At 51.3% G+C, this 20,247-nt stretch carries 30 protein-coding genes; 28 read left to right on the forward strand and 2 right to left on the reverse strand.

The window, feature by feature from the left end; genetic code table 11:
- Positions 1-95: 95 nt before the first annotated feature.
- From CLM71_RS08670 to CLM71_RS08705, 8 genes are all read left to right on the forward strand, one after another.
- A complete protein-coding gene (locus tag CLM71_RS08670) occupies positions 96-1,004 on the forward strand; it encodes a conserved phage C-terminal domain-containing protein (RefSeq protein ID WP_105233262.1) in 909 nt (302 codons plus the stop codon).
- Positions 985-1,722, forward strand: a complete 738-nt coding sequence (locus CLM71_RS08675) for an ATP-binding protein (protein WP_158684792.1) — start codon at positions 985-987, stop codon at positions 1,720-1,722. Before CLM71_RS08670 ends, CLM71_RS08675 begins: the two co-directional genes overlap by 20 nt.
- The gene (locus CLM71_RS08680) at positions 1,719-2,066 is read left to right on the forward strand and encodes a hypothetical protein (protein ID WP_105230652.1); all 348 of its coding nucleotides are present in this window, start codon (positions 1,719-1,721) and stop codon (positions 2,064-2,066) included. The genes CLM71_RS08675 and CLM71_RS08680 overlap by 4 nt, the downstream gene beginning before the upstream one ends.
- Positions 2,063-2,632: an MT-A70 family methyltransferase gene (locus CLM71_RS08685; protein ID WP_105230653.1), complete on the forward strand. Its 570-nt coding sequence runs from the start codon at positions 2,063-2,065 to the stop codon at positions 2,630-2,632. The genes CLM71_RS08680 and CLM71_RS08685 overlap by 4 nt, the downstream gene beginning before the upstream one ends.
- Positions 2,629-3,000: a RusA family crossover junction endodeoxyribonuclease gene (locus CLM71_RS08690; RefSeq protein ID WP_105230654.1), complete on the forward strand. Its 372-nt coding sequence runs from the start codon at positions 2,629-2,631 to the stop codon at positions 2,998-3,000. Before CLM71_RS08685 ends, CLM71_RS08690 begins: the two co-directional genes overlap by 4 nt.
- Positions 2,997-3,983, forward strand: coding sequence for a DUF968 domain-containing protein (locus CLM71_RS08695; protein ID WP_105230655.1), 987 nt, complete (start codon positions 2,997-2,999; stop codon positions 3,981-3,983). Before CLM71_RS08690 ends, CLM71_RS08695 begins: the two co-directional genes overlap by 4 nt.
- 51 nt (positions 3,984-4,034) lie before the next feature.
- On the forward strand, positions 4,035-4,433 hold the full coding sequence (locus CLM71_RS08700) for an antiterminator Q family protein (RefSeq protein WP_105230656.1): 399 nt from the start codon (positions 4,035-4,037) through the stop codon (positions 4,431-4,433).
- 146 nt (positions 4,434-4,579) lie between these two features.
- Positions 4,580-5,311, forward strand: a complete 732-nt coding sequence (locus CLM71_RS08705) for a hypothetical protein (RefSeq protein WP_158684793.1) — start codon at positions 4,580-4,582, stop codon at positions 5,309-5,311.
- Positions 5,312-5,403: 92 nt separating this feature from the next.
- On the opposite strand, the gene CLM71_RS08710 is transcribed toward CLM71_RS08705, so the two are convergent.
- Complete coding sequence (locus CLM71_RS08710) at positions 5,404-5,763, reverse strand: helix-turn-helix transcriptional regulator (protein ID WP_105230658.1); 360 nt, start codon at positions 5,761-5,763, stop codon at positions 5,404-5,406.
- 65 nt (positions 5,764-5,828) lie between these two features.
- The gene (locus tag CLM71_RS08715; protein WP_105230659.1) at positions 5,829-6,089 is read right to left on the reverse strand and encodes a type II toxin-antitoxin system RelE/ParE family toxin; all 261 of its coding nucleotides are present in this window, start codon (positions 6,087-6,089) and stop codon (positions 5,829-5,831) included.
- A 168-nt stretch (positions 6,090-6,257) separates the two neighbouring features.
- On the opposite strand from CLM71_RS08715, the gene CLM71_RS08720 reads away from it, so the two are divergent.
- The 20 genes from CLM71_RS08720 (at position 6,258) to CLM71_RS08815 (ending at position 20,196) form a co-directional block, all read left to right on the forward strand.
- The gene (locus tag CLM71_RS08720) at positions 6,258-6,506 is read left to right on the forward strand and encodes a phage holin (protein WP_105230660.1); all 249 of its coding nucleotides are present in this window, start codon (positions 6,258-6,260) and stop codon (positions 6,504-6,506) included.
- Positions 6,507-6,508: 2 nt separating this feature from the next.
- Entirely contained in the window at positions 6,509-6,988 is a 480-nt protein-coding gene (locus tag CLM71_RS08725; RefSeq protein WP_105230661.1) for a lysozyme, read from the forward strand.
- Complete coding sequence (locus CLM71_RS08730; protein WP_234008636.1) at positions 6,985-7,362, forward strand: hypothetical protein; 378 nt, start codon at positions 6,985-6,987, stop codon at positions 7,360-7,362. The genes CLM71_RS08725 and CLM71_RS08730 overlap by 4 nt, the downstream gene beginning before the upstream one ends.
- A gap of 153 nt (positions 7,363-7,515) precedes the next feature.
- A complete protein-coding gene (locus CLM71_RS08735) occupies positions 7,516-7,800 on the forward strand; it encodes a hypothetical protein (RefSeq protein ID WP_105230662.1) in 285 nt (94 codons plus the stop codon).
- 163 nt (positions 7,801-7,963) lie between these two features.
- Positions 7,964-8,227 carry a DUF1378 family protein gene (locus tag CLM71_RS08740; protein ID WP_105230663.1) on the forward strand — a complete coding sequence of 88 codons (264 nt, stop codon included), beginning with the start codon at positions 7,964-7,966 and terminating at the stop codon, positions 8,225-8,227.
- Positions 8,228-8,308: 81 nt separating this feature from the next.
- Entirely contained in the window at positions 8,309-8,863 is a 555-nt protein-coding gene (locus tag CLM71_RS08745) for a hypothetical protein (protein WP_105230664.1), read from the forward strand.
- 185 nt (positions 8,864-9,048) lie between these two features.
- Positions 9,049-9,258: a hypothetical protein gene (locus CLM71_RS08750; RefSeq protein WP_105230665.1), complete on the forward strand. Its 210-nt coding sequence runs from the start codon at positions 9,049-9,051 to the stop codon at positions 9,256-9,258.
- A 9-nt stretch (positions 9,259-9,267) separates the two neighbouring features.
- Positions 9,268-10,728 carry a glycosyltransferase family 2 protein gene (locus tag CLM71_RS08755; RefSeq protein WP_105230666.1) on the forward strand — a complete coding sequence of 487 codons (1,461 nt, stop codon included), beginning with the start codon at positions 9,268-9,270 and terminating at the stop codon, positions 10,726-10,728.
- Entirely contained in the window at positions 10,710-11,300 is a 591-nt protein-coding gene (locus CLM71_RS08760; protein WP_105230667.1) for a hypothetical protein, read from the forward strand. The genes CLM71_RS08755 and CLM71_RS08760 overlap by 19 nt, the downstream gene beginning before the upstream one ends.
- On the forward strand, positions 11,293-11,661 hold the full coding sequence (locus tag CLM71_RS08765) for an HNH endonuclease (RefSeq protein ID WP_105230668.1): 369 nt from the start codon (positions 11,293-11,295) through the stop codon (positions 11,659-11,661). The genes CLM71_RS08760 and CLM71_RS08765 overlap by 8 nt, the downstream gene beginning before the upstream one ends.
- 171 nt (positions 11,662-11,832) lie before the next feature.
- Positions 11,833-12,288: a terminase small subunit gene (locus tag CLM71_RS08770; protein WP_105230669.1), complete on the forward strand. Its 456-nt coding sequence runs from the start codon at positions 11,833-11,835 to the stop codon at positions 12,286-12,288.
- Complete coding sequence (locus tag CLM71_RS08775; RefSeq protein ID WP_234008650.1) at positions 12,288-13,949, forward strand: terminase large subunit; 1,662 nt, start codon at positions 12,288-12,290, stop codon at positions 13,947-13,949. Before CLM71_RS08770 ends, CLM71_RS08775 begins: the two co-directional genes overlap by 1 nt.
- 58 nt (positions 13,950-14,007) lie before the next feature.
- Positions 14,008-15,951 carry a phage major capsid protein gene (locus CLM71_RS08780; protein ID WP_105230671.1) on the forward strand — a complete coding sequence of 648 codons (1,944 nt, stop codon included), beginning with the start codon at positions 14,008-14,010 and terminating at the stop codon, positions 15,949-15,951.
- A gap of 203 nt (positions 15,952-16,154) precedes the next feature.
- Positions 16,155-17,507: a phage portal protein gene (locus tag CLM71_RS08785; protein WP_105230672.1), complete on the forward strand. Its 1,353-nt coding sequence runs from the start codon at positions 16,155-16,157 to the stop codon at positions 17,505-17,507.
- The gene (locus tag CLM71_RS08790) at positions 17,500-18,393 is read left to right on the forward strand and encodes a phage portal protein (RefSeq protein WP_105230673.1); all 894 of its coding nucleotides are present in this window, start codon (positions 17,500-17,502) and stop codon (positions 18,391-18,393) included. The genes CLM71_RS08785 and CLM71_RS08790 overlap by 8 nt, the downstream gene beginning before the upstream one ends.
- A gap of 3 nt (positions 18,394-18,396) precedes the next feature.
- Positions 18,397-18,723 carry a head-tail connector protein gene (locus CLM71_RS08795; protein WP_105230674.1) on the forward strand — a complete coding sequence of 109 codons (327 nt, stop codon included), beginning with the start codon at positions 18,397-18,399 and terminating at the stop codon, positions 18,721-18,723.
- 67 nt (positions 18,724-18,790) lie between these two features.
- Positions 18,791-19,000: a hypothetical protein gene (locus tag CLM71_RS08800; protein WP_105230675.1), complete on the forward strand. Its 210-nt coding sequence runs from the start codon at positions 18,791-18,793 to the stop codon at positions 18,998-19,000.
- A gap of 5 nt (positions 19,001-19,005) precedes the next feature.
- Positions 19,006-19,356, forward strand: a complete 351-nt coding sequence (locus tag CLM71_RS08805; RefSeq protein ID WP_105230676.1) for a phage head closure protein — start codon at positions 19,006-19,008, stop codon at positions 19,354-19,356.
- Positions 19,349-19,834: an HK97-gp10 family putative phage morphogenesis protein gene (locus CLM71_RS08810; RefSeq protein WP_105233264.1), complete on the forward strand. Its 486-nt coding sequence runs from the start codon at positions 19,349-19,351 to the stop codon at positions 19,832-19,834. Before CLM71_RS08805 ends, CLM71_RS08810 begins: the two co-directional genes overlap by 8 nt.
- The gene (locus CLM71_RS08815; protein WP_105230677.1) at positions 19,831-20,196 is read left to right on the forward strand and encodes a DUF3168 domain-containing protein; all 366 of its coding nucleotides are present in this window, start codon (positions 19,831-19,833) and stop codon (positions 20,194-20,196) included. The genes CLM71_RS08810 and CLM71_RS08815 overlap by 4 nt, the downstream gene beginning before the upstream one ends.
- Positions 20,197-20,247 lie beyond the last annotated feature (51 nt).

A 20,247-nucleotide genomic window follows, 5' to 3' on the forward strand; every position in this document is an offset into this window, starting at 1 on the left:
GAGCTGAATGTACAGGGCTGCTGGATTTCCATCAACCACAGCTATGCCGCTTGGGTTGTGGGTAATGGGAAATTTTTAGCAGGAGGTTCTGCTGCATGAGTACGAAACTGACCGCATACGTGTGGGACGGCTGCGCGGCGGCAGGGATGAAATTATCAATGGTTGCCATTATGGCGCGCTTGGCAGACTTCTCTTCAGACGAGGGGCTGTGCTGGCCGTCAGTGAAGACGATCGCCCGTCAGATTGGCGCAAGCGAAAGCACAGTGAGTGCATCTTTGGCAAAGCTGGAAAAAGAGGGTTGGATAACTCGTCAGCAACGCAGAAAAGGCAACCGTAACACGTCAAGCATGACGCAACTGAACGTTGAAAAGCTGCAAGCCGCGGCAAACTCTCACCCTCCAAAATCTGAGGTGTCAAAATCTGAGGCATCAAAATTCGATGCATCAAAATCTGACACATCAAAATTTGACCCATCAGAATCCAAGAAAAAAGGGCGTTTTGACCCTCCAGAATCTGGATACGATCCGTCAGTAAATTCAAAACAAGATCCATCAGGTAAAAACACTCTTTGTCAGCCTGCTGTGCAGGCCGACCCGGAGGTGTTGATCACCGACCAGGCGAAGGACGTTTTAAAACACCTGAATCTGGTGACCGGCTCCCGCTATCAGACCTCGAAAAGCTCACTGGAGAACATCCGAGCACGGTTACGTGATGGGTTCACTGTCGAGCAACTCACGCTGACCGTCGATTACATGACGGCGAAGTGGGGCAACGATCTGGCGATGTCGGATTACCTGCGCCCAACCACGCTATTTGGACCAACCAAGTTTCCCGGATACCAGCAGTCAAGCACTGCATGGGACAAGAAGGGCCGGCCAGCCTGCATCAATGGCAAATGGCAGACCAGCACGAATCACCGAGTAACCCCAGCCACTGGCGCGATACCGCCGGGTTTCAGCAATGGCTTACCAGCAGGAGATGATCATGATGGCTTCGCAAACTGATGTGATGGCGCGCCTGATGGCGCTTAAGCCGGCGCATGTAAAACCGCTGTTCAGCACGGTGGAAGGCTGGAAGAAGTTTCAGGCTGAAGAAGCCATGAAGTCTAACCAGCAACTGACGGACCGGAACAGGCAGGCACGGATGGAAAAAATCATTGGGCGGTCTGGTATCCAGCCAATGCACCAGAAATGCTCATTCAGCAACTACAGCGTTGAATGCCCAGAGCAGCAGGCGGCACTGGATGCAGCCAAAGGCTTTGTGGCTTCGTTCGGCAAAAGTCATGGTGGCTTCGTATTTTCAGGGAATTGCGGTACTGGGAAGAATCACTTGGGCAGCGCCATCGCGAAGAACCTGATCAAGCGTGGCCACTCGGCAATGGTTATGACCGTATCTGAGCTGTTCGAAAACCACCGAGCCACGTTCAGCAAGGACAGCCCTGTGAAAGAGGCCGGTTTGCTCCGTGATCTCTGCAATATCGACCTGTTGGTGTTGGATGAAGTTGGGCTGCAGAAAGGCTCCGAGTACGAAATCAATCTGCTGACCAATATCGTTGATCGTCGCCAGCTGCAGCTGAAGCCCACGGGCATGCTGACCAATAAAAACTTCGATGAAATGGTGGCGATGATCGGCGAGCGAATCATGGACCGTCAAACCGATGGCGGCATTTGGGTGCCATTCACATGGTCCAGCATGCGTGGCCGTAAGGGGATGAAATCATGAAAAAGTTGACGATCGACGTTGACGTGTTTGAGAGCGAACGCATCAACAGCGGGATCCGCAAATTAGTTCTGGCCGGCCTACTGAAAGACAACCCAGAGAATCAGATGGGGCGAGTTATTCAGGCTGCAGCTGGTGCCAAATGGATGACGCTGCGCGAGCTGGAGAGGACCGTATTCATGATGTTCTTTGTGGCGGATACCCAGGCAGCCATCAGCGCGCGGCTTCGTGAAGTTAACCCAAAGGTCCATGGTTTGGTGAAAGAGCGCCGGGCAGTCAAGGATCCAGATACGGGCAAGCTGGTTTATTTCTACCGGCTGGTGGCTGCAGAGGAGCTGGTGGCATGAAGTATTCGCTGATTTATGCCGATCCGCCATGGAGCTACAAAGACAAATGCGCATCAGGGAAGCGTGGCGCCGGGTTCAAGTACCCGACAATGAGCGTTGCCGATATCTGCCGGTTGCCGGTGTGGGATCTGGCTGCTGAAAACTGCCTGCTGGCGATGTGGTGGGTGCCAACGCAGCCGGAGGAAGCGCTGCAGGTGATGCGCGCCTGGGGATTCCGACTGATGACGATGAAGGGCTTTACATGGCACAAGACGAACCTGCGCAAAGGCAATAACGCGCTGGGCATGGGCTGGATGACGCGCGCCAACAGCGAAGACTGCCTGTTTGCTGTACGCGGGAAGCTGCTGCAGCGCCATGACGCCTCGATCAGTCAGCATGTGACAGCAACACGCATGGAGCATAGCGCCAAGCCTGATGTATTCCGGGAAAAGCTGGTGCAGCTGGTGGGCGACGTACCACGCATTGAGCTGTTCGCCCGGCAGCAGGCTGATGGTTGGGATAGCTGGGGTAACGAGTGCGATCAGTCAGTTGTGCTGGTGCCGGGAAAGGCGGAGGTACCAGCATGATCCTGACGTTGCCATTTCCGCCAAGCGTAAACGGCTACTGGAGAGCGCCTAACAAGGGATCTCTTAAAGGCCGGCACTTGATTAGCGATAGGGGGAGAAAATTCAACAGTGAGGCGCTGGCGAGCATTCTTGAGCAGTTAAACCGTAAGCCGCGGGTGTTAACTTGTGATTTGGCCGTTTCAGTGGTGTTTTACCCACCGAGCCGCGCAAGGCGGGATCTGGATAACTACTTCAAGGCGCTGTTTGACGCGATGACGAAAGCGGGTATTTGGCTTGATGACAGCCAGATCAAAAAGCTGTCTGCGGAGTGGGGACCAGTGACGAAGGGGGGGAAGGTGGAGTTGCGGATCAGTGAGGTGGGCGTATGAGGGCATTGCTCAAATCGATCACCGTACCGGAGCTGGGGCAAATCATCCTGCGACCTGGCAAGGAGTTGCTGCCTCATCTGACGGGTCGTCTGTTGGTCTGCCGTGAGCCGAGCGAGTTTGCAAAGTTGCCATCTGGCGCGCTGCCGGCACCAGGGCAAGAGCTGGCTAACGATCCGCGTTTTACACCGTTCTATCAGCATGAGCGCGTTCTAATTGCCGCAGGGGGGATCAATTCGTTGGAGCACTGGGTTTCTCTGAAGCGTAGCTGCCAGATTGAAGGGGACCACACCCGCCACATGACGACGTTACGCTACGACAACAGCGCGATCAGGCTCTGCGAAGGGTGCGACAACCGCTTACGTGGGCAGTCTATCGAGAAATTACAGATAGTCGCTGACGCCAACAGAGCGGCATACATTCTCGAAACTGTGCGATCTCACTTCCTGCTCGACCAGGGGCATCAAGTGACCATGCCTGAGCTGTGCTGGTGGGCGGTGATGCGCGGTGTCGCTGACCTACTACCAGACGATGTTTGCTCTGCCTCTCTGCGCCTGCCACCAGCGAAGATCCACACCGGCGGCCGGAAAGAATCGGAGATAACGCACACGCCAGCGGCGCGCCAGGTTGTGGCTGAGAAGGTGAATAAAGCGGCAAAGACGCTGGTTATCGATCCGGAGCCGCCTAAGTCTTTCATGAAATTCCCAAAGAGGGAGCGCTGGGAAAGCAAGCCATACCTGAAGTGGGTTAAATCGCAGCCGTGCGCCGCTTGTGGCGGGACTGCTGATGATCCGCACCACATCATAGGCCACGGGCAGGGTGGCATGGCGACAAAAGCGCATGACCTGTTCACTATCCCGCTGTGCCGAAAACACCACGATTATCTACATCGTGACATGTCACGATTTGAAGAGGAGTACGGAAGTCAGATAGAGCTGTGGTTCAAATTTATGGACTGGTCATTGTCGGTCGGTTCAATCAAATAACGTGTGAGATATGGCGCGCCGGTATGCGGCCGGCCGCCGGGAGAAAAAAGCATGAGAGATATTCAGTTGGTGCTGGAACGTTGGGGGCAGTGGGCAAAAGATAACAGCGGGGTGGGGTACTCGCCGATCGCTGCAGGTTTTAAAGGGCTGTTGCCGGCAACAGGGAAAAGCAAAGATTCCTGCTGTGATAGTGATGGGCTGATCATTGACGGAGCGGTGGGGCGCTTGAAGAAGGTCAGGGATGAGCGGGAACTGGGGGTAATCATGCTGCACTATCGCTACGGGGTATCAAAGTCAGAGATAGCGCGCCGCTGGAAGATATCTGAGGGTAACGTTCGGCAGAAGCTGATGATGGCAGAGAGCTTTATCGAGGGATGCCTAGCGATGACCGGGGCCAGTTTGGAGATGGATGCGTGGACGCATAAATCAGAAATTTCAAAGGTGGCGTAAGATTCTGCTTTTCGTTACGAATTTCACGGGCTATTGTGATAAGAGTGGTTACGTAGTCACGTAGCTTATCAGCTTTCAAAACCTCGCACTGGCGGGGTTTTTTTGTCATTATATACGAGAGCATATGATGACAGTTGGTGATTAAGATGAGTTGGCTTGGGGTTCCTTTTTTAATCGATGTGAATGATATTGTTACTAGCAGTTCCTTATACATAAACCAAATTCCAAAAATTGAACTAGATTCGGTTTTTGATTGGCGTACTTTGATTGCTCCAATTTTATCTGCAGTGATACCAGCGGCTATCGCTGCTTACGCCATTATGCAGCAGAATAGAACTATAAAATCAGAAAGAGAAACTCAGAAAAATATAGCAACTGAAACCATTAGGGCTCAAATAATTGCATCTGGTAGGCAGGAGTGGATTAATAAATTTTCAGATATAATGTCTGAGTTTATATCACTGATAGAGCCGTTAATAGATGCGAGGAAAGAACTAGCCCTGCATTTTTCATACCTTGATAGCATTTCAAAGCAAGGTCAGGATACCCTTCTTAAAAATAAGAATGTTTCTGAGGCGTTCACATGTGGTGTAAATGATTTGAAGGATCGACACAAAACGCACTATGAAGTAAGGCAACAAATAAATGCAAGATTATCACGACTAAAGATGATGATGAATCCTCAAGAGGAATCTTGTATAAAAATAACAGAAATAATGGACGCTATAATCAATGACGTGTACGATTGTAAATATGAAAATAAGGAAGAGCTATCTGCTTTACTTTTAAAGGTAAAGTCCAGTGTGACCATGCTGACAAAAGAAACGCAAGCTTTTCTAAAATTAGAGTGGGATAGGGTTAAAAATGTTGAGTTATAAAAAATATAGCCAAAAGCCTACTAATTTTTGCTGCGATAGTGACGGTTTTCATTGCAGAAAAGCGTAAAAAAAGGCCCGTTAAGGGCCTTTGTTCATTGTGTCATTTGCTCTGGTCGGCAATCGTATAGTGCCGCAAGTTTTTCGCGGGTTTTTTTTTGTGGTTTTGAATCCACGGATTCCCACTGCGAAACGGCTGATTGTGTGGTACCGAGCCGTTCGGCTACCTCATATTGAGATAGCCCACGGTGAATACGCCAGGCGGCGATCAGGCTGACGTCCTGGTCAACCATGATTGATACGACATCATGAGGGATCACTTCGTCGTCGTTGTCGCCGGCACGGTATGGAACGTCCGCCCAATCATTACTGATGAGGCGTTCATATTCATCGATTGGCAGTACAACATACTGCGGTTTGCCTGCCACATCGTTAATGTATTGAGGTTTTGACATATTTCATTCCGGGTTGCTAAGAGTCGCGGTTAATGTCACCGAGGAAACTGGCGGGTTTCCCCGCCTTAGTAGGTTGTCGATGTTCTGCGCTTTACTTCCTGAATCGTGCAGATAACCGGTTCGCCATTTTCAATCTGGAAGATAACTCGGTAATCCCCGACCCTCATACGGTACTGGCTGTCGCTGCCTTTAAGCTTTTTGATATCAAGCTCAACCGCTGGGAAGGTGGTTAACTTACCGACCTTATCCTTAATGGCTTTCCGGTATCTTGTGTCTATCGAAATCAACTGTTTGGTTGCTTTCTTCGTCCACTGAACCGTTACCATGTTTCCTCGCTTGTTAAAGAGCATATCCGCTTGGGATGATTAGATAATAAGTTAATTATCTAATCATGTCAACGTATAGCTAATTATTTATCTAATGGCTGCCTCTGGGTGGCCTTTTTTCGTTTCTATCACCCGGAGACCGGGATAAGCCCCGGCAAGGGGGAAAGGATGAAGATAATCATGCCTGACAAAATCGCCACAGCGGTCGGGTATTGCTCATCGGGCGGCCTCATTTGCTGGGGTGGTATTGCGCGTTGGCTGCATGACCTCGACTGGAACCTGATCGCCGTCGTTGGCGGCTTTGTTATCGGCGTGGCGACCTTCGCCGTTAACGTCTACTTCAAAAATCGACAAACGAAGGCATATGAAGCTGCGCTAAAACGTGGGTATGTGACTGCGCCGCCGCAGAAGGACTAACCATGAACTCAGCATTGAAAAAGAAGCTGGTGGCTGCGGCTGGTGGTGGAGCTCTGGCGATCGCCGCAGTTTTAATCCCCAACTTCGAAGGTGTGGAACATCAGCCATATCGTGATGTGGTTGGAGTTCTGACTGTCTGCTACGGGCATACCGGCAAAGATATCATGCTCGGGAAAACGTATACCGAAGCCGAATGCCAGGCTCTCCTGAGCAAAGACCTTCACTCGGTGGCACGGCAAATTGACCCGTACATCAAGGTTGATATACCGGAACACACCAGAGCTGCTCTGTACTCGTTCGTCTACAACGTCGGCGCGGGAAACTTCAAGACCTCGACACTACTGTACAAGCTGAATCAGGGCGATACGCAAGGGGCTTGCGAGCAGCTGCGTCGCTGGACGTATGCCGGCGGCAAACAGTGGCGCGGACTGATGACCAGGCGTGAGATTGAGCGCGAGGTTTGCACCTGGGGGCAGCGATGAGCATCAGCTGGCGAACGATGGCTATAGGCCTGCTGCTGGTGGCCGTGGTAGTCGCTGGCCGCATAGCCAGTTACTACCGGGATAATTACCTGCAGGTGCAGAAGCAGGCTGAACAGCAGAAAAAAACGCTGGCGCAGCAGGCCGGGCTGATTACCACTTTGCGCGCGGATGACGCCCGTAATCGCACAATGATGGCAGAACAGCGACGCAGAGAGCAGCAGCTGCGCCAGCAGGGCGAAATTTACCAGAGGAAACTACGCGATGCACTTAAAGGTGATAAGTGCGGCAATAGCCCTATGCCTGCCGCTGTTGTTGAGCTCCTGCAGCAGAACACCGTCGCCGGCACGAGAACAGGTGATAAGCCTGCCCCCTGAAACAGTATTCGCTACGTGCGAGCAGCCAGAACTGCAGGGTAACACTTGGGGAGACGCCGTCAGCTACACGCTGGCGCTTCAAACCTCACTGAAAATATGCGCCGGCCAGGTGGCCACGCTTAATCAATGGCGGGAAGCCGCCGGGAGAAAACAATGAGCGAAGCTAAGCCGCAAGACGGCAGCACCGTGAAGGGATACCGCACCCTGACCGCCGACGATATCGCGCAAATGAATGAACTGAAAGAAATCAGTCGTAATTTTTGCGAGCAACTCGACCTCGAACGCACACACCTCTCCATGGAGGTGGTAGATGTTGGCTCCCTGGAAGATGCCAGCCGCAGTGAGGCAATGCGCTGCCTGGCTATCGCCCGCACCAAGATGCAGGAAGCCTGCATGTGGGCCTGCCGTGCGGTGGCTAGGCCTGATGCTGATTGCTAACTGACCGATAATAATTCCCCCGACAAGGAATGAGACAGTGAAGCCTAGCAGGAGGTGATCACGTCTTGGCAGCCGGAAAGACGGAAGTGGCGAAGCAACCCCGTGAGGTGTGGCAGCTGCTGCGAATCGACATACAGCCCATCGAGCAATCAAGGAAAAATCAATGACCTCGCTCCTTACGTATCTGAACTCCGTAATCATCACTCTTTTTCTTATCGCTGGCGGGTGGGTAAAGATCCGCAATTATTTCCGCGCAAAGGCTCAGGCCAAAGAGCAAACCAAGGCTAAAGCCCGGGAGGCGGCAGAAAAGGCGAAGGCTGATGAAATTGAGGCCGCGGTGCAGGCCCGGATGAAAGCCATTCAGGCGGACTCGTCACCGGTAAAGAACGCTGAAAGCACTGAAGACATTTCTCAGCCGGTAGGTTAAGCATTACAACAGGCATTCGACGAGTGCCTGTGATAATGCAATCAAATATACTCATCCAAAAGGCAATGAAATGAGGTTTTTATGGATGAGAAGGTAGCAGCACTTGCCGCTTTGCAGTCTGCACAGGATTCAGCAACATGGGCATATTGGGCCATGATAGGCACATGGTTCTCTGGAATAGCAACATTTTCAGCAGTTTGGATGGCTTTATATCTTGCAAACAGAAAGCCCAAGGCCATAGTGAAATGTAGTGTTTCCAGATCACTGTTTTTTATACAAGATGACTTCGGACTTGATACAGAAAGAGGAATTCAAATTAAGGTGGTTAATCAAAGCCTCCATGCGATAACGATTTCATCAGTTGAATGGGAATATGGCGGTGATAGTGTAATTGCAAGTTACTTTTCAGACGTTAAGTCACATAAACTCCCTTCAAAGTTGGAGCATGGCGAAGAAGCTAGGTTTTGGATTCCTCTTTACCCTGATGAAAGGAACTGGCTGGAAAGGGTTGCTAAAGAGATTAGGGAACAAGGCCGAGACCCTGGCAAGGTTATTTGCTCGGTAGAACTAACAACCGGAGATAAATTTAAAATTAAGCCAGATAACGAAATAATTACTCTACTAAAAATATGTTAAACAGCTGCCTCGCTAATGCGGGGCTTTTTTGTACCTATTTTTCATCACAGAGCGCCTATCAGCCGGGTGCTGTGTAATGAGCGATAGACAAAGTCATCACCGGCACCCACCGCGCACCCAGCGCACTGGGCGGCTGGTGGCTTTTTTAATTTGTAAACCACTACCACCACCAATAGGAACACGCCATGTATACAGTAAAGATTGTTACAGCTAACCAGAACGAAATCCTTCACGCGGCTAAAAGCCTCGAATGGAAAGCTGCCGAGAAGACCATTTATGCCGATGAACATGCCGGTGAATCGCTGACGATAGCATTGCTACCTGGTGATACCGCTTATGTGGTAAACGGCAATAACCGGACGGTGGCCACGTACACCAACCCTGCAGATCATTAAGGGAACGCTATGCAGGTGATTATCGACGGTATTCAATATGAGCCTGCACAGCAGCAGGGATCATCACGGATTGGCATTGCTATCACGACCCACCAGCGGCCCGATGTTCTGAAGCGGGCCATTGATCAGCATATTAAGCATCTTCCGGCCGGCGCGCTGGTGGTCATTGTTGATGATGGCTCGATACCAGCAGCAGCGGCTCCTGCGGATATTAAACTTATCCGGCATGAAAAGTCGCTGGGGATTGTTGCATCAAAGAACGCAAGCCTCGAAGCGTTAATGAACGCCGGCTGTGAGCACCTATTTCTGTTTGACGACGACGCATGGCCTATTTCTGATGGATGGCATGTTCCATATATCGAGTCCCCTGAACCCCACCTGGCGTATCAGTTTCTCGATCTATCCGGCCCTCGCAAGCTGAAAGATATTGCCGTGCTTTATCGTGATGATCAGCATGTGTCTTATACCGGGCAGCGTGGTGTAATGCTGTATTACCACCGGCGCGCTATTGAAACGGTTGGTGGATTTGACCCGATTTATGGTCGTGGTATGTACGAGCATTCTGATCTTGCTTTACGTATCCATAATGCCGGGATGACGACGTGGGCGTATGCCGATGTTACGGGGTCTGAAAAGCTGATCCATTCGCTCGACGAGCATGATGCCGTTGTTCGTTCAGTTCCCAAAACTGACAGACAGTCGCTGGTGGAGCGTAACGTAAAGATCCACAACGGTCGGCGTGATGCTGGCTATACCGGTTATGCAGAATACCGGCAAAAGCGAGATGTTGTGATCACGTCGTTACTTACCAGTGAGCCTGATTCACAGCGCGGAACGCGTATGACACCAGACCCGCTGGTGCTATCGACTTGGGCTAAGTCAATTTCCGGCGCTGCAGCGGTGGTGCTGGCCGATCAGCTGACAACGCCGCCTGCCGGCGCCATGCTGGTTTCTGTGCCTGATGTAGCAATGAACGTATATTACCGGCGCTGGCTCCACATCTATCAATACCTGCGCGATCACCCGGAGTACCGGTTTGTGTGGTGCACGGATGGAACTGACGTTGAAATGCTACGCGAACCATGGGATGACATGGAGCCTGGCTATGTATATGTCGGCTCCGAACCAAAAACCTATGGTGATACGTGGGCAAAGGCAAAGCATCCCGAGCGTCTCTACCAGGACTTTATCGAAAATAACCGCGGCAGCGTGATGTTTAATGCTGGTCTGCTGGGTGGCTGCCGCGAAGACGTTATGGCATTTGCTCACGGTATTATTCGCCTGTATTACCGCATCGAAAGTTATCGCTTCTGGAAGATGGAGCAGGGTGCTAGCGCGGTCGGAGATATGATGGCCTTTGGCATGGTTGCCAAGTCTTTTGGCGACCGCGTCGTCACCGGGCCTCGCGTCCATACCGTCTTTAAAATGAACGGATTGGGGAAGGAGTACGCCTGGTGGAAACACAAATAGCCTTTGTGGTCGTTGGCCATCATGAGCGACGTGAGCAGGCCGCAGCATTAGCTGGCTCTCTGGGAGCTCATCTGCTGATTGATGAGGAACACCACGGCGCCAACTGGAATCACCGGCGCGCGATGGAATATGCAGCCAAGCAGAGTCAGCGTGTCGTTGTTCTTGAGGATGACGCTGTTCCGGTTGCTGGCTTCAGCATGGTTGGTCAATGGCTGGATATGTTTCCCGAGCACCTGATCAGTTTCTATCTTGGCACCGGCCGGCCGCCACAGTATCAGATGGAGATCGCCGTTAAGTTGATTGCGGCCGACAGAACAAGGCAAGACTACATCGAAATGCATCGCCTGATCCACGGTGTCTGTTACAGCATGCCGCGCCAGCATATACCCAAAGTGCTTGCAAAATGGGATAGCAAAAAAGCTGCGGATTATGCTGTCGGCGATGCGTATGGCGGACAGGTTATCTACCCGTGCCAGTCGCTTGTTGATCATGCAGACGGCATTCCCGTTGAGCGTGCTAAGGATGGCTTGCCCCGCAATGAGCGCCGTCGCGCCTGGAGGTTATATGGCTAAATTGACAACGTTACAGCCACGATTGAAAGCGATGGATACCCGGCGCATAAAGCCTGTATACGGTGAGAAGCGCCGGGTAAGCGGTAGCGCTCGATATAACATGAAGCGTCAGATCTACGTCCGCGACGGTGGTCACTGTTGCATGTGCGACCGGGTTGTTGACCTGCACGATAGCGAACTGGATCACCGCATCGCTTTACAGTTTGGGGGCAATAATGATGCATCGAACCTCTGGACATTATGCACCGAATGCCATGCCGGAAAATCAGCGCGTGAGGCGTCAGCAGGACAGCCTGACGAAGAGGCATTGAAGCATCAGGTTCCATCGGGTGACGAGTCGAGCCGCTTCATTGCGTTTTGAGTGAACCTGCCGATTCAGGTTTGTGATGGTTTCATGATGAAATCACTTCATTTGAAATGATAATTATTATCAAATAGGCCGGGGGGGGAGGGGGAAAAAGTAAACCTCGATCCCCACGGACACCGCGCCCCCTCTCACGCGCAGAAAAAATCCCCCTTCAGAGGTGTAAACATGTTAACAGGACAGAAGCGCAAGTTTGCCTTGGCGCTGATGTCCGGCTCCACTCAGACCGCCGCGGCCATTGAGGCTGGGTATTCTGAGAAATCAGCTCGGTCGAAGGGCTCGCAGCTGGCTAAAGACCCGGGCGTCATCGCGTTTATGGAAGAGCAGCGAGGAAAAAGCGCTCACGCGTCGCCGGTTTCTGATAGTGCCGCTGCTAAAAATCGACCCACCGAAAACGTCACCTACGACGATCCGCTCGATTTTCTCAAGTCAGTAATGAACGACCCGGCAAAAGACATCGACACCCGAAAGGATGCCGCAAAGGCGATGTTGCCTTATATCCATCCGAAAAAAGGCGAGGGCGGCAAGAAAGATGCCCGCAATGCTGCGGCAAAAGTGGCGGCAACTGCCAGCAAATTTGGCGCGATGGCGCCGCCAAAGCTGGTTGTCAATAACAAGGGGTAATTATGGCGGAATGGACAACAGCCTGCTTGGATTGGGAAAAGAGGCTGGTGGATAGAACGTCGATAATTCCCCCACCGATTTTTGCTGACCAGGCCGAGCATGCACTGAGTATTTTCAAGGAACTCCGAGTTTCGGATCTTCCCGGTAAACCAACGTTTGGTGAGTGCTCTGAAGAATGGGTTTTCGACTTTGTAAAGGTCATATTTGGAGGGTATGAGGCTGAAACTGGCCGACAGCTTATCCGGGAATATGGGCTGCTTATTTCCAAGAAAAATACAAAATCGACCATCGCAGCAGGAATTATGCTCACCGCGCTGATCTTATGCTGGCGTGAGGATGAGGAACATTTGATCCTGGCGCCGACAAAAGAGGTTGCTGATAACAGCTTTAAACCTGCAGCGGGGATGATTCGTGCTGATGAAGAGCTATCTGACATGTTTCAGATTCAGGATCATATCAGGACGATTACGCACCGCGTTTCACGTAACACGCTGAAGGTTGTGGCGGCTGATACTGACACCGTTTCTGGCAAGAAGTCCGGGAGGATCTTGGTTGATGAACTCTGGGTATTTGGCAAACGACAGAACGCAGAGGCCATGTTCATGGAGGCTTTGGGCGGCCAGGTTTCTCGTAATGAAGGATGGGTAATTTTCCTGACAACCCAGAGTGATGAACCGCCGGCGGGAGTTTTCAAAGAGCGGCTTGACTATTGGCGTGATGTGCGCGATGGGAAAATTAAGGATCCAAAAACGCTCGGTATTTTGTACGAGTTCCCGGAAAGGATGGTCGAAAACAAAGACTATCTGCTGCCAGAAAACTTCTATATCACCAACCCGAATATCGGGCGTTCTGTCAGTGATGAGTGGATTGAAGATAACCTGCGGAAAAACCAGACAAAGACAGACGGAACGTTGCAACAATTCCTGGCTAAACACCTCAATATAGAAATTGGGTTGAATCTGCGTACCGACCGATGGGCTGGCGTAGACGTCTGGGAGCAACAAGCCCGGGTTGTTACGCTGGATGACATTATCACGCGTTCTGAGGTGGTGACAGTTGGGATTGATGGCGGTGGCCTTGATGATTTGCTGGGCTTTGCAGTCATTGGCCGTGATAAAGAAACGCGAGAATGGCTGTGCTGGTGCCATGCATGGGCGCATAAGATAGTTTTTGAACGACGTAAAAGCGAAGCCTCCAGGCTCCATGACCTGAAAAAAGCCGGAGACCTCACGATTGTTGAGTTTATAGGCCAAGATACCGATGAGCTTGCCGGTATCGTTGCTCGTATTTACGAAGCCGGCCTGCTCGACAAAGTCGGTGTTGACCCGTCTGGCGTTGGCTCAATACTTGACGCGTTGACCGTTGAGGAAATCCCTGCAGATGATGTAGTTGGCATCAGCCAGGGCTGGAGGTTGGGGGGAGCGATCAAAACCACCGAGAGGAAGCTTGCCGAAGGCGTCCTTATACATGGTGGCCAGCCATTAATGACATGGTGTGTGAGTAATGCACGGGTTGAGCCAAAAGGCAACGCCATCCTCATAACAAAACAGGCCAGCGGGAAGGGCAAGATAGACCCGCTGATGGCCATGTTCAATGCAGTCTCGCTGATGGCTCTCAATCCAGAAGCGAAAAAAAGAGACTACCAAGTATTTTTCATATGACAACAACGTCAGCAACAGACCCGCTCCGGCGGGTTTTCTCGTTTCTGGAGGTCAGTAAATGACGCTTAATCGCGCATGCACCCTCATGAAAGTGAAAGCGATCAACGAGGATGAACGGGTTATTACCGGCATCGCGTCTACGCCTTCACCTGATCGAGACGGTGACATTATGGAGCCAGACGGCGCCAAATTCCGCAGCGATACCCCATTTCTTTGGCAGCATGACCGGTCACAGCCGATCGGCAGCTGCACACCACGAATGGTGAAAGAGGGATTGGAAATCACCGCGAAGCTGGTGAAACCGACTCCGGATATGCCTTCGCTGCTTATTGCCCGTCTCGATGAGGCTTGGGCGTCGATCAAGTCAGGTCTGGTTAAAGGCCTTTCTATCGGATTCAGGCCTATTGAATACGCCTTCATTGATGACGGCGGTATCCGTTTTCTTTCCTGGGATCTGCTGGAGGTATCAGCAGTCACCATTCCGGCAAACGCCGAATGTTCTATCCAAACCGTTAAGTCATATGACCGCCAGTTACTCGCCGCGTCCGGCAAAGATAAACCGGTGGTTAAGGCTAATGCTACCGCTGGCGCTACAGCAAAAAAATCAACTGAAATTAAAGGAAAAACTATGAATATCGCAGAGCAGATTAAAAGCTTTGAAAGTAAGCGTTCGGCGCTGGCGGCATCCTTGGAAGATATCATGTCCAAGGCTGCAGAAGAGGGCCGTACCCTGGACGTTGAAGAAGAAGAGCAGTATGACAACACGTCATCAGAGGTTAAATCTGTTGATGCCCACCTGAAGCGCCTGCGTGATATGGAAGCTTCTTATGCAGCAACGGCTAAACCGGTGAATGCAAAGGCTGCAGCCAGTGGCACCGTTAATACTGTGATCAACAATGCACCCGGTATTATCCGTGTTGAGCAGAAGCTGGAAAAAGGTATTGCGTTTGCGCGCTTCGCTAAATCTTTGGCAGCCGCCAATGGTAGTCGCTCAGAAGCGCTGGAGATTGCCCGCAAACAATACCCTGATGATGCAAAACTCCATCATGTGTTGAAAGCGGCCGTAGGGGCGGGTACTACTACCGATCCGGCATGGGCCGGCGCGTTGGTTGAGTACCAGGAATATGCGCAGGATTTTGTTGAATACCTGCGTCCGCAGACCATCATCGGCCGATTTGGCCAAGGTAATATCCCGGCGCTGCGTAATGTTCCATTTAATGTGCGCATTCCTGCGCAAACTTCGGGCGGTTCCGCAAACTGGGTTGGTCAGGGTAAGGCGAAGCCACTGACCAAGTTTGATTTTGCATCCATTACTTTCGGTTTTGCCAAAGTAGCGGCGATTGCGGTTCTGACTGATGAACTGATCCGCTTCTCCAATCCGGCAGCTGATGCGTTGGTGCGTAACGCACTGGCCGAAGCTGTTATTGCCCGTTTGGATACTGACTTCATCGATCCAAACAAAGCTGAAGTAGCCAACGTTTCTCCGTCGTCTATTACTAACGGCATCGCAGCAACACCTTCTACTGGCAATCCAGACGACGATGCCGCCGCCGCCTTCGGTCAGTTTATTACTGCAAACCTGCAGCCGACAGGTGCCGTCTGGCTAATGTCAGGCACTACCGCTTTGGCTCTTTCACAGCGTAAGAACGCGCTCGGTCAGAAAGAGTATCCAGAAATGACACTGCTGGGCGGTACTTTCCAGGGCCTGCCTGTCATTGTTTCTCAATACGTCGGTGACCTGCTGGTTCTGGTTAATGCCCCGGATGTCTATTTGGCTGACGACGGTGGTGTAGCTGTTGATATGTCGCGTGAGGCTTCTCTTGAAATGCAGAGTGAGCCAACTGGCGATAGCACTACGCCGACGCCGGTTGAACTGGTATCAATGTTCCAGACCAACAGTGTTGCGGTTCGTGCCGAACGTTGGATTAACTGGAAGCGTCGTCGCACAGCTGCAGTAGCCGTTATTACTGGTGTTAACTACAGCTCAATTCCATCCAGCTAACACGGGAGGGCGGGGGAAACCCCGCCGTTTTGCATGGCAAAAATCAGGTACCTACAGCGCACACACGATTCAATCCCTGGGGATGAAAAAAACGTGGATGATCAGTGTGCCAGAGTGCTGGTGCTGCTGGGCAAAGCTGAGTACACCGGTATGAAGCGTGCTGGTGGTCGTCCGAAGAAAAATAAGCGTGTGGGGAACGGCTGATGTGGAATCCTTTTCGTCGCAAAGAAAAATCGCTGCAGCAGCCATCCGGGCAGGGAAATTGGCAGAGAATTTTCTCGTTTATCCATGAGCCGTTTTCCGGTGCCTGGCAAAAAAACCTTGAAATAAATGACAAAACCGTCACTTCGTTCTATGCGGTCTTCTCCTGTATTTCATTGATAGCCAGTGATATTGCAAAGATGCCGGCAGGCCACCAACGCCGGGATTCTAAAGGGGTGTGGCAAGAACAACGAACAGGCCGTGTGTCAGCCCTGCTTAAAAAGCCGAATGCATTCCAGAACAGTATCCAGTTTTTCGAAAGCTGGGTGAACTCAAAACTGTGCCATGGCAATACCTACGTCATGAAGATCCGTAACTCTGCTGGCTCCATTGAAGAGCTTAGGATTTTGGATCCGCACAAGGTTACCCCGTTGGTTGCGGACGACGGTTCAGTTTTTTATCAGATCAGCCCTGAAAATATTAGTGGCCTAACCGAACAGGTCACTGTGCCGGCCCGGGAAATTATTCACGACCGCTTTAATTGCTTATTTCACCCCCTGGTTGGGCTGTCGCCGATCTATGCTGCTGGTTTGGCCGCGATGCAAGGGCACCATATCCTTGAGAATTCGACATTCTTTTTCAAAAATGGTGGTAAGCCGAGCGGTGTGATTGAGGTACCAGGCACACTGAGTGAGGAGAATGCAAAAAAAATAAAACAGGCTTGGGATAGCGGTTATACCGGTGAGAACGCCGGTAAAACGGGGATACTGAGCAATGGCGCCAAATATGTTACCACTGTTGTCTCAGCGGCTGATGCTCAGATGGTTGAGCAGTTGAAAATGGCAGCAGAAATTATCTGTTCAACGTTCCATGTCCCGGCGTACAAAGTGGGTGTAGGGGAACCCCCATCATTCAACAACATTGAGGCACTTGAGCAGCAGTATTACTCACAATGTTTGCAGATCCTCATTGAGTCCATAGAAGTTCTGCTGGATGAAGCGCTTGAGCTTGAAGGAGATGCAGAAACAGAGTTTGACGTTAACGCATTACTCCGTATGGACACTGAGCGCCGGATCAAAACATTAGGCGAGGCGGTGAAAAATACCATTATGTCGCCCAATGAAGCGCGCAAAAAAGAGAATTTACCCCCTGTTCCTGGCGGTGATTCTCTTTACTTACAGCAGCAAAACTTCAGTCTGGAAGCGCTGGCACGGCGTGATGCTTCAGAAAATCCATTTGATAGCCCCTCAAAGCAACCTAGCAGTGAGCCGCTGGCTGATGACGGTAAATCCTTGTCTCCTGCTGAGATGGTGGCGGCAAAAGCGATGATCAGGGGAATTATGAAATATGAATGAACGTGAATTATCTCTGATAAAGGCCATCAGCGAGGAGTTTGGGGCGGTAATTAAGTCTATGCGTCAGGAGTTTACGAGTGAATTATCCGCTCAACAGCTGGCGTTTGAAGAGAAAATTACCGAACTCACCCTATCTATCGCAGAACTGAAAGAGGCTCCCGATATTGAGACGCGGATCGGTGAGGTCGTTGGCCGTCTAGAAATTCCCGCGGCACCGGAGCTGTCGGACATTAAATCAATGGTTGATGAGGCTGTTACCGCGGCGATGCCTCCGCCGGCGCAGGATGGACAGAGTATCACCGTTGACGATGTACGGCCGATGCTCGAAGAGCTGGTGAACACTGCTGTTGCAGAAATTCCGGTACCGGTGGCACCGGAGGTGCCGGACATAAAGTCGATGGTTGATGAGGCTGTTACCGCGGCGATGCCTCCACCGGCGCGCGATGGTGAAGATGGTCGTGATGCCCTGCAGATTGAAATATTGCCAGACATTGACGCGGAAAAGAGCTATCCGCGCGGAACATATGCCACTCATAGCGGCGGGCTTTGGCGGTCATTTGAAAAGACCGCAGGCATGCGCGGGTGGGAATGTCTGGTGGATGGTATTACTACAGTTGATATTGAGCAGGATGATCATCGCCACTTTACTGTAACAGTTGAAAGATCCTCAGGCTCCAGTACCAGTAAGTCTTTCGATGTTCCCGTTATGATCTACCGCGGGGTGTTTAAGTCCGGTGCTGATTATCGCCCAGGAGATACGGTGACGTGGGGCGGTTCATTGTGGCATTGCGATGAAACTACATCTGATAAACCCGGTGAAACTGGCTCCAAAGGGTGGACATTATCAGTGAAGCGAGGCCGTAATGCGTCCGCTGGCGGGAGATAAGCCATGATTGAACTGGTAGCCCTTGAAGAAGCGAAAATGCATCTGCGGATTGATGAGGATTATTCCGATGCCGATCTGACGTTGAAGATTCAGTCCGGTAGTGCTGCGCTGCTCGCATATCTGAAAGACAACAGAAAATTGGTTGTTTCGGATGATGGAAAGCTGATTGATGGTGAGCCTTTGTACCGGGTTAAGACGGCGCTGTTGGTATTGCTCGGGTATCTTGACCGTAACCGTGGTGGTGAAGAAGAAGATAAGCTGAAACAGGGAGAACTGCCGTTCTCTGTTTCGATGCTTATTTACGATCTGCACTGCCCAACAATTATGTGAGGGCTTATGGCTTGTGAAGGATGTCGCCGGCGCCGTGAATGGTTAAAAAAGTGGACGAGGATTGCCTATGAACGAGCAACAGGTAAGCGAATTGATAGTAGCGCTGCGGGAACAAACGCAGGCGCAAAAGGAGCAGACCGCAGCGTTAAACCTCCTGGCTGAATCTAATAATGCACTCTGCAATCTAATTTTGCAGACGTTGATGGAGGAAGGGGAGCCGTCAGAACTTGTTAGCGATCTGCGTCCAACTTATCTCAATGGGAAACCGATAGGGTAAGAATTATGCATGCAGGAAAACTGAGGCACCGCATTATTCCTCAAAAGAGGGTTTCATCCCAGGATCCTGTTACCGGCGAAGTTGTTACGCAGTGGGTTAACCTCGTCAATTCCACTTCTGACGGCGGTATATATGGGGAGGTCGTTGCAGCATCGGCGAGAGATTTTGTTGCCGCCCAGGCATTCCAGAATGCCGTAACAACAAGGATAAAGATCCGGTTCCGTGATGATATTTTCCCGCAGTGTCGGATCCTCCATCGCGGGAAAATTTATAACGTCGAGGGCGTTCTCCCAGATCCAGATAGTGGGCTGGAATACTTAACGTTGCCGTGTTCGGATGGGGTGAATGATGGTTGACCGCATTAATTATCGCCTTACTGGTATCGACGAATTTCTTGGAAAGCTTGATTCTGTTAGCTATGACTTGAAACGAAAAGGCGGCCGGGCTGCTTTGCGCAAGGCTGCAAATGTGATCGTCAATAAGGCGAAAGATAATGCGGCGCGTGTTGATGATCCTGAAACCGGCCGGCGTATTGCTGACAACATAGCATTGCGCTGGAACGGTCGGGAATTCAAGCGAACCGGTAACTTGGCTTTTCGAATTGGTGTTCTCCACGGAGCCGTCTTGAAAAATCACCCGGACAAAGCCAGGAATGCACCGACCCCTCACTGGCGGCTCCTTGAGTTTGGTACGGAAAATATGCGGGCGCAACCTATTATGCGGCCGGCGGCCGAAGAGGGAGCCGTTCCTGCGATAAATACGTTTGCTGTCGAGTATGAGAAATCCATTGATCGAGGCATTGCTCGGGCGAAGAAGCGAGGTGTAAAACCATGATGGCACCGATCTTCGCTATATGTTCCGGTAGTGATGAAGTAAGGGCATTGCTGGGTAGTGAACCCGTCCGTTTATACCCGTTCGGGTTGCATGACGATACGGTCATCTATCCATATGCCGTGTGGCAAAACATTTCTGGTGATCCAGAAAACTATCTTAACCAGCGTCCCGACGCTGATCGCTACTCCCTGCAGGTGGATATTTACGCAGACACCGCCGCGGGGTGTGTAGCCGTTGCCCGGGCATTACGCGATGCTATTGAACCTCATGCATACATTACCCGCTGGGGTGGACAGACGCGTGATGCAACCACAAAGCGGTATCGCTATTCATTCGATGTTGATTGGATAGTCAGACGCTAATCCTCCTTATTTTCAACATGCCGGCCTTGCGCCGGTTTTTTTATGACCGGA

This window comes from Serratia sp. MYb239, assembly GCF_002966855.1.
GTDB lineage: Bacteria > Pseudomonadota > Gammaproteobacteria > Enterobacterales > Enterobacteriaceae > Serratia_B > Serratia_B rhizosphaerae.

Excerpts from the sequence above, each read along its gene's own strand:
- CLM71_RS08670 (WP_105233262.1), top strand. The coding sequence starts at position 96 with ATGAGTACGAAACTGACCGCATACGTGTGGGACGGCTGCGCGGCGGCA.
- CLM71_RS08675 (WP_158684792.1), top strand. The coding sequence starts at position 985 with ATGATGGCTTCGCAAACTGATGTGATGGCGCGCCTGATGGCGCTTAAG.
- CLM71_RS08680 (WP_105230652.1), top strand. The coding sequence starts at position 1,719 with ATGAAAAAGTTGACGATCGACGTTGACGTGTTTGAGAGCGAACGCATC.
- CLM71_RS08685 (WP_105230653.1), top strand. The coding sequence starts at position 2,063 with ATGAAGTATTCGCTGATTTATGCCGATCCGCCATGGAGCTACAAAGAC.
- CLM71_RS08690 (WP_105230654.1), top strand. The coding sequence starts at position 2,629 with ATGATCCTGACGTTGCCATTTCCGCCAAGCGTAAACGGCTACTGGAGA.
- CLM71_RS08695 (WP_105230655.1), top strand. The coding sequence starts at position 2,997 with ATGAGGGCATTGCTCAAATCGATCACCGTACCGGAGCTGGGGCAAATC.
- CLM71_RS08700 (WP_105230656.1), top strand. The coding sequence starts at position 4,035 with ATGAGAGATATTCAGTTGGTGCTGGAACGTTGGGGGCAGTGGGCAAAA.
- CLM71_RS08705 (WP_158684793.1), top strand. The coding sequence starts at position 4,580 with ATGAGTTGGCTTGGGGTTCCTTTTTTAATCGATGTGAATGATATTGTT.
- CLM71_RS08710 (WP_105230658.1), bottom strand. The coding sequence starts at position 5,763 with ATGTCAAAACCTCAATACATTAACGATGTGGCAGGCAAACCGCAGTAT.
- CLM71_RS08715 (WP_105230659.1), bottom strand. The coding sequence starts at position 6,089 with ATGGTAACGGTTCAGTGGACGAAGAAAGCAACCAAACAGTTGATTTCG.
- CLM71_RS08720 (WP_105230660.1), top strand. The coding sequence starts at position 6,258 with ATGAAGATAATCATGCCTGACAAAATCGCCACAGCGGTCGGGTATTGC.
- CLM71_RS08725 (WP_105230661.1), top strand. The coding sequence starts at position 6,509 with ATGAACTCAGCATTGAAAAAGAAGCTGGTGGCTGCGGCTGGTGGTGGA.
- CLM71_RS08730 (WP_234008636.1), top strand. The coding sequence starts at position 6,985 with ATGAGCATCAGCTGGCGAACGATGGCTATAGGCCTGCTGCTGGTGGCC.
- CLM71_RS08735 (WP_105230662.1), top strand. The coding sequence starts at position 7,516 with ATGAGCGAAGCTAAGCCGCAAGACGGCAGCACCGTGAAGGGATACCGC.
- CLM71_RS08740 (WP_105230663.1), top strand. The coding sequence starts at position 7,964 with ATGACCTCGCTCCTTACGTATCTGAACTCCGTAATCATCACTCTTTTT.
- CLM71_RS08745 (WP_105230664.1), top strand. The coding sequence starts at position 8,309 with ATGGATGAGAAGGTAGCAGCACTTGCCGCTTTGCAGTCTGCACAGGAT.
- CLM71_RS08750 (WP_105230665.1), top strand. The coding sequence starts at position 9,049 with ATGTATACAGTAAAGATTGTTACAGCTAACCAGAACGAAATCCTTCAC.
- CLM71_RS08755 (WP_105230666.1), top strand. The coding sequence starts at position 9,268 with ATGCAGGTGATTATCGACGGTATTCAATATGAGCCTGCACAGCAGCAG.
- CLM71_RS08765 (WP_105230668.1), top strand. The coding sequence starts at position 11,293 with ATGGCTAAATTGACAACGTTACAGCCACGATTGAAAGCGATGGATACC.
- CLM71_RS08770 (WP_105230669.1), top strand. The coding sequence starts at position 11,833 with ATGTTAACAGGACAGAAGCGCAAGTTTGCCTTGGCGCTGATGTCCGGC.
- CLM71_RS08780 (WP_105230671.1), top strand. The coding sequence starts at position 14,008 with ATGACGCTTAATCGCGCATGCACCCTCATGAAAGTGAAAGCGATCAAC.
- CLM71_RS08785 (WP_105230672.1), top strand. The coding sequence starts at position 16,155 with ATGTGGAATCCTTTTCGTCGCAAAGAAAAATCGCTGCAGCAGCCATCC.
- CLM71_RS08790 (WP_105230673.1), top strand. The coding sequence starts at position 17,500 with ATGAATGAACGTGAATTATCTCTGATAAAGGCCATCAGCGAGGAGTTT.
- CLM71_RS08795 (WP_105230674.1), top strand. The coding sequence starts at position 18,397 with ATGATTGAACTGGTAGCCCTTGAAGAAGCGAAAATGCATCTGCGGATT.
- CLM71_RS08800 (WP_105230675.1), top strand. The coding sequence starts at position 18,791 with ATGAACGAGCAACAGGTAAGCGAATTGATAGTAGCGCTGCGGGAACAA.
- CLM71_RS08805 (WP_105230676.1), top strand. The coding sequence starts at position 19,006 with ATGCATGCAGGAAAACTGAGGCACCGCATTATTCCTCAAAAGAGGGTT.
- CLM71_RS08810 (WP_105233264.1), top strand. The coding sequence starts at position 19,349 with ATGGTTGACCGCATTAATTATCGCCTTACTGGTATCGACGAATTTCTT.
- CLM71_RS08815 (WP_105230677.1), top strand. The coding sequence starts at position 19,831 with ATGATGGCACCGATCTTCGCTATATGTTCCGGTAGTGATGAAGTAAGG.